This is a genomic window from Alkalibacterium thalassium, from assembly GCF_900101165.1.
GTDB lineage: Bacteria > Bacillota > Bacilli > Lactobacillales > Carnobacteriaceae_A > Alkalibacterium > Alkalibacterium indicireducens.
Genome location: NZ_FNFK01000058.1, coordinates 4,183 through 10,749 on the forward strand (window position 1 = coordinate 4,183; position 6,567 = coordinate 10,749).

Genomic DNA, 6,567 nt, shown 5'->3' on the forward strand with positions numbered 1-6,567 from the left:
TCTTATATATGAGCCGTACAGGATTCGAACCTGTGACCCACTGATTAAAAGTCAGTTGCTCTACCAACTGAGCTAACGGCTCATGGATCTATGGAGGTTAACGGGCTCGAACCGCTGACCCTCTGCTTGTAAGGCAGATGCTCTCCCAACTGAGCTAAACCTCCAAATATCTCTGAAAATAAAAAAAGAGCTGCACGGCAACGTCCTGCTTTCACAAAGGGAAACCCTTCACTATCCTCGGCGCTGAGAAGCTTAACGGCTGTGTTCGGAATGGGAACAGGTGGATCCTTCTCGCCATCGCCACTATACAGTTTATTGCGTCGTGTTACCGCAGCAACTCTTATATCATACAAAGATATCGACCTAATGTCAACAACTTTTGTAAAAATAATTTGAACTTCTTTTCTCATCACTATTAATCCTCAGCAGGATCCTCGTTCCAGTGCTTAGTTAAAAAACCTGCTCTTCCAGATCCAATGCTATAACGTTTATAGTGAGCAGACTCTTTTTTGTAAAAATCCTGATGGTATTCTTCAGCTGGATAAAAGGGTTTTGCCTCTTCGATAGTCGTAACGATCGGATCTTTGAATTTGCCACTTTCCTGCAGTTCTTTTTTTGACTGCTCAGCTGCTTCTTTCTGTTCCTGATTATTGTAAAAGATCACAGGTCTATAAGAATCTCCTCTATCCGCAAACTGTCCACCTGCATCTGTGGGGTCAGTCTGTCTCCAGTATATCTCTACCAGTTCTCTATAAGGCATTAATTCAGGGTCGAATGTGATTTCTACTGCTTCAGTGTGACCAGTCGTACCGGAAGTGACCATTCGATACGTCGGGTTTTCAACGTGTCCACCTGTATAGCCTGATACAACGGAATGGATACCGGGCTGCGAGTCAAAAGGCTTGACCATACACCAGAAACACCCTCCTGCAAATACTGCTTTTTCTAATTCTGCCATGTAATTTCCTCCTAGTTCTTTTCATGAGTTTTAAGGTCGGAATTGTCTATTCTGATTGTAACACATTGCCTCATGGTTCAAAGAAAAAGGGCTTATCTGATATATGACTCAGACAAGCCTTTCTATATTTTCCTACATCAGTGACGGACAGTTATTTAGCCGAACATCGACTTGAATCTGTATACTTCAGCAGGGATACACTTTATTTGATTTCTGTGACGCCGCCCATATACGGCACCAGTGCGTCAGGAATTTTGATGCTGCCGTCAGCCTGCTGATAATTTTCAAGAATTGCGGCTACTGTACGTCCGACTGCTAGTCCTGATCCATTCAGCGTGTGTACGTAATCGATCTTATCGTCCTCTTCACGTCTATACCTGATCATCGCCCGTCTAGCCTGGAAAGATTCTGTATTAGAGCATGAACTGATCTCCCGGTAAGTTTCCTGCGTTGGAATCCATACTTCTAAATCATATGTTTTAGCTGCGGCGAAGCCAGTATCTCCTGTAGAAAGAAGAACAACTCGATATGCAAGTCCCAGCTTCTGCAGAATCGCTTCTGCATTGGCGGTCATCTTCTCAAGCTCGTCATAAGAGTCTTCCGGCTTAGCAAATTTGACCATTTCAACCTTATTGAACTGGTGGAGACGAATCAATCCTCGAGTGTCTCTTCCTGCACTTCCCGCTTCAGAACGGAATGAAGGAGATAGAGCTGTAAAGTAGATTGGCAGGTCTTTTTCGTCAAGAATCTCGTTCTGATAATAGTTAGTTAACGGGACTTCTGCCGTTGGAATAAGCGTCAGCGGATGGCCGTCGATCTGGAACACATCTTCCTTGAATTTAGGAAACTGCCCTGTCCCATACAGCGCATCATCATTTGCAAGGTATGGAGGGATCACTTCTTCGTATCCGTGTTCTGTCACATGCAGGTCGATCATGAAGTTATAAAGGGCACGCTCCAGTCTGGCACCGAGTCCTTTGTAATACAGGAAGCGGCTTCGGGCAACTTTTGCTCCTCTTTCAAAATCAAGAATTTTCAGGTCAGCACCTAAATCCCAGTGGGCTTTCGGTTCGAAGTCGAATTCAGGCAGATCTCCCCACTTGCGTATTTCTTCGTTTGATTCTTCATCTTCACCGATAGGCAGAGACGGGTGTGGTAAGTTCGGCAGACCTGAAGCAATGGTCTGTGTATTCTCTTCTAATTCATCCAGTTCAGCATCAATAGCCTTGATTTCTGCTCCGACCTGCTTCATAGCCGCAATAGCCTCGTCCGCATTTTCCTTGTTGCGTTTTTTCTGTGCGATCTGATCAGATACATCGTTTCGTTCTTTCTTCAGTTTTTCAGATTTCTGAATCAGTTCTCTGCGTCGTTCGTCCAGCTCTTTCAGTTCGTCGAGTTCAGACGGGTTCACTCCTCGTGTCTGCAGACGTTCTTTTACTGCATCAAAATCATTTCGAATCAGCTTGATATCGATCATACCGTTTTCCTTCTTTCTTTTTTATTATCAGATACAAAAAAGCAGTTCTTCTATCCCTATAATCAGGGACGAAAGAACTGCTTTTCGCGGTACCACCCAGCTTCAAAAAGACCGGTGTCTTTTTGCACTCTGCCAGGATAACGGTCTGTACCGAAATAACTTCAGTCTACGCTTCGCTATTTTATAAATGACGATGGATTCAGGGACAGCCAGGATCAGTTTCCACCAGCCACTGACTCTCTAGACCTGCTGCTGCCCTTACTGATTCGTCTTCTTTCTGTTCATTAAGTTGTGCTTCTATTCTACACCAACAGCAGTTATAAAATCAACTCCCATTACACGATTAGAAGCGGTCTCTTACTCCGCTGAAGAAATCTCTCAACCAAGTTGAAAAGACAGTGAAGAAACCTGCCCGCTCGACAGATTCAGCAGCAGCCACGTTAACCGTCTGCTGGGCTTCTCCATTCAGGAATTCCAGATCATCTGTATTGTCGATAACCAGTTGTCCTAGACTTTCTCCCACTGATACAGGCGCTTCGACTTCACCCTTTTCATTGACTACATCGTCATTGGGTACGAAAGTATAAGAGTAGTCTTCCAGATCAGTCCCTTCAGGAAGATAGAAGCCGATAGACTCCGTCGTTACGAGGGAAATGTCTTCTTCCACTCCGTTACGTACAGTTAGATTGTGTTCGTCATCCAGGTTCATTTCTGATTCAATGATTGTTACGTATTCAAACTCACCGAAGCCGTAATCGAACAGTTTAGACGTTTCTTCGAAGCGCTGACCACGGTTCGTAAATCCGTCTCCCGCACCCATAACTACAGATACAAGTCGACGTCCTTCTGCTTTCGCTGTCCCTGTAAATGTCGCTCCGGCAAAACTGGTCGTTCCGGTCTTCAGCCCGTCCACGTCCATGCGTTCATGAGCCAGGCCTTCCAGCATCCAGTTCCAGTTCAGCATATTGATGGCATCAGATGTGCCTTCTCTGAACGTCATACTTGGGATACTTGATGTTTCCAGAACTTCCGGATAATCAGCAATCAGACGCTGTGCAATAGTAGCGATGCCTTTAGCTGACATCACATTTTCAGCATCTTCATCACTTCCCGGGTAATGGTTGCCTTCAAGAAACGAATTGTTCAATCCAGTTGTGTTATACAGCTGATACTCTTCAATTCCCCATGATTCAATCAGTTCTCTTGCACGGTCAACAAATGCCACTTCAGATCCTTCAATTTCTTCTGCCAGTGCAATAGTTGCGCCATTTGCAGAATAGATTGCCAGGGCTTCATACAGTTCCTGAACGGTATAGACTCCGTTCTGATGAAGCGGGACATTAGATAATGCATAATTCTGACTGATCGCGTGTGCGTAATCACTGATTGTGACTTCGTCGTCCCAGTTCAGGTTTCCTGCTTCAATTTCTTCAAATAGAATATATTCCACCAGCATTTTAGTCATGGACGCAATTCCGCGCTGGTCTTCCGCATTCTGGTCAAACAGGATCTGTGAAGTTTCAAAGTCGATCAGCAGTGCAGATTCCGCTTCAACAGACAGGTCATTTTCTTCAGCACTTGCAGCGTAAGTTCCGAAAACGGGCATAGCTAATGCAGCAATAAAAGAGGTTTTTAACAGTTTTTTCCAATCAATCATCATTTAAATAACTCCTAATTCATATAGTTTGTTTTTGTCTTACTCGAAGTCTTACAGGCATTTTTATTCAACATGTTTCATGGTACTCTTTCACTCTAAAAAAAACAACCGTATTTCAAGAGAATTCATATTTTAGACATTCAATTGAAATCGAACCGTTAGAAAAGCCGTCATCATTCTATTTCGCCTTTTGTGTTACTGGACCGGGCTCTTCGAACATAGAAAAGAACGGCACGTCACACTCACCGTTCATCTTGTCCATTAGTATTAAGGGGAAGAACAACCGTAAAGACTGTCCACCCTTCTTTAACTTCTGCTGTAATTTTCCCTTTATGAAGTTCAACAATACTTTGAGCTATCGCAAGTCCAAGACCCGTTCCCGCTGTTTCCTGCGACCGGGAAACTTCGGCCCGGTAGAACCGTTCAAACAGCTGCTCGATAGCTTCTTCCGGAAGGGTTTCGCCATTGTTGCTCACTGTGACCTCTACGTTATTCTCTGATTGAACCGCATTGATGCAGATAAGTGTGCCTCCCTTTCCGTATTTCAACGCATTGGAGAGAAGGTTATGGAATACCCTGACTATTTTTTCCGTATCTCCTCGCATCATGATCGGGGTGTCCGGTGTACGAGTCTTTATCTCCCTGCCTTTCTTTAAAGCTTCCAGTTCAAAGTCGATGGCCATCTGTTCGATCAGCTGCCCCATATCAAACGTAATGTACTCCAGAGGGGTAGTCGTCTGACGTACAGTCGTGTATTCAAACAGATCGTCAACGAGAGCTTTCATCTGCTTTGCTTTTTTGTAGGCAGTATGGACATAGTCAGTAGCCTGACTGGCTGAAGTGAACCGCCGTTCCTCGATCAATCCTAGATAGCCGATAATGGAAGTCAGTGGCGTGCGGATGTCATGACTCACATTCGTTATGAGCTCATCCTTACTCTGCTCGATCCGTCGTTCTTCTTCCATTGCTTCTACAGTCGAATCGACAAGCACATGGATGCTCTCCACGACTTTACCGATATCCCCGCTGTATTTTCCTCTGATGCGATGTGTATAATTGCCTTGTGCAATATAGTGAAGTTCTTTAATAATATGCTGCAGTTCGTACTGGTGATATCGCCTCTTCAGGCGCCAGTATATCGCCACACCAGCAACAATGATAAGGAAGATGAAGACAAGAGGCGTCAGTCCCCACAGTTCCTGATTTCTGATATCAGCCAGCATGTTCCCAAAAATCCAGAAATCTCCAAAGACTTCGGGGAACGAGGTAACCAGCCAGTTGAGTATTTCAAAGACGGCGAAATAGCAGAGAAAGATAATCCCGGCTGTCACGACTGCTTCAAACGCCAATCGCAGTCGTTCTTTATTTGTTAACTGCATGCTGCCTGACCTCCGTTATCAATTCTCTATTTTATACCCTACGCCCCAGACGGTCTTGACAACTTTCTCTCCGCCAGTGGCTTTCTCAATCTTGTCTCGCAGATGACTCACGTGGACCATGACAGTCTTAGCAGGAACGAGACTCTCCTGCTTCCATACTTTTTCAAAAATCTCATCCGCGTTAAATACCCTGTTTGGATTAGTTGCCAGCAGATAGAGGATACCAAACTCCAGCGCAGTCAGTTGTACCGGCACCCCATCCACAGTCTCGACCTGGTGCTGATCTTTTCTAATGACCAGCGGGCCGATCTCCAATTCGTCCGTATCTGCATCCTTCGTTCCATAGCCGCTCCGTCTCATCAGCGACTTGACTCTGGCAAGCACCTCCAATGGATTGAACGGTTTGACGACATAATCATCTGCACCGTTTGTCAGGCCACGAATTTTATCTATGTCAGCTGTCTTGGCACTTAACATCAATATGGGTAGAGACGAGTCTTTCCTTATTTCCTTGACCACTTCCAAGCCGCTTTTCTTTGGCATCATGACATCCAGGATGAGGCAGTCGATGTCCAGGTGCTCCACTTTGTTCAATACGTCCTGACCATCATAAGCCTTTTCAACCTCAAAGCCTTCATTATTTATATATATCTCAAGCAAGTCACAGATTTCTTTGTCATCATCAGCTACCAATATACGCATTGATCCCACCCTCTCATCAATTTCCTCTTTATTTTATCATGTATTGTCCGTGCAACTCATAAAGAATTGTTTAAGGATCACTAGTGTTGCATTAAAAATTTAACTGTTTCATGATATAAAAAAGTCCTTTATAATGGGGTTGGATGACTTATCCAAGACCAAAACAAAGGACTACAACATGGATAAGTATAAAACAAAAATGACCATAAATAAATGGTTTTCCTACATTTCTTTAGAAACATTAAGTGAATCGTCTCGACAGACTATCAGTCAGTTTAATCGCTATTCAAAAAAGTTAACATTTAAGAAAGTTCTGAAACTCTTTCTCTATGCGATTAATGATGAAACCGATAGCCTACGGCATTTGGATCAACAGTTGGTCAACCCAAAATTA

At 44.1% G+C, this 6,567-nt stretch carries 5 protein-coding genes, 2 tRNA genes, 1 rRNA gene, 1 pseudogene and 1 other annotated feature; of the genes and pseudogenes, 1 reads left to right on the forward strand and 8 read right to left on the reverse strand.

Annotated features, from left to right (window positions below):
• Positions 1-9: 9 nt before the first annotated feature.
• The 8 genes from BLR76_RS09705 to BLR76_RS09740 all read right to left on the reverse strand — a co-directional run bounded on the left by BLR76_RS09705 (position 10) and on the right by BLR76_RS09740 (position 6,173).
• Positions 10-82: transfer RNA gene (locus tag BLR76_RS09705), tRNA-Lys, on the reverse strand.
• Positions 83-91: 9 nt separating this feature from the next.
• Positions 92-164: transfer RNA gene (locus tag BLR76_RS09710), tRNA-Val, on the reverse strand.
• A gap of 28 nt (positions 165-192) precedes the next feature.
• Positions 193-308, reverse strand: a 5S ribosomal RNA gene (rrf, locus tag BLR76_RS09715).
• A gap of 107 nt (positions 309-415) precedes the next feature.
• On the reverse strand, positions 416-958 hold the full coding sequence (gene msrA / locus BLR76_RS09720; protein ID WP_091268511.1) for a peptide-methionine (S)-S-oxide reductase MsrA: 543 nt from the start codon (positions 956-958) through the stop codon (positions 416-418).
• 202 nt (positions 959-1,160) lie between these two features.
• Complete coding sequence (gene serS, locus BLR76_RS09725; protein ID WP_091268512.1) at positions 1,161-2,435, reverse strand: serine--tRNA ligase; 1,275 nt, start codon at positions 2,433-2,435, stop codon at positions 1,161-1,163.
• A gap of 61 nt (positions 2,436-2,496) precedes the next feature.
• Positions 2,497-2,720 (reverse strand) — a binding site (T-box leader).
• A 58-nt stretch (positions 2,721-2,778) separates the two neighbouring features.
• Positions 2,779-4,095 (reverse strand): serine hydrolase, encoded by a 1,317-nt coding sequence (locus BLR76_RS09730; protein WP_091268514.1) that lies wholly within the window; start codon positions 4,093-4,095, stop codon positions 2,779-2,781.
• Between the two features lie 239 nt (positions 4,096-4,334).
• The gene (locus BLR76_RS09735) at positions 4,335-5,471 is read right to left on the reverse strand and encodes a sensor histidine kinase (RefSeq protein ID WP_091268515.1); all 1,137 of its coding nucleotides are present in this window, start codon (positions 5,469-5,471) and stop codon (positions 4,335-4,337) included.
• 18 nt (positions 5,472-5,489) lie between these two features.
• The gene (locus tag BLR76_RS09740) at positions 5,490-6,173 is read right to left on the reverse strand and encodes a response regulator transcription factor (protein WP_091268517.1); all 684 of its coding nucleotides are present in this window, start codon (positions 6,171-6,173) and stop codon (positions 5,490-5,492) included.
• A 178-nt stretch (positions 6,174-6,351) separates the two neighbouring features.
• Between BLR76_RS09740 and BLR76_RS12060 the strand changes: the two are divergent.
• A pseudogene (locus BLR76_RS12060) lies at positions 6,352-6,567 on the forward strand (IS4 family transposase); the annotation flags it as partial.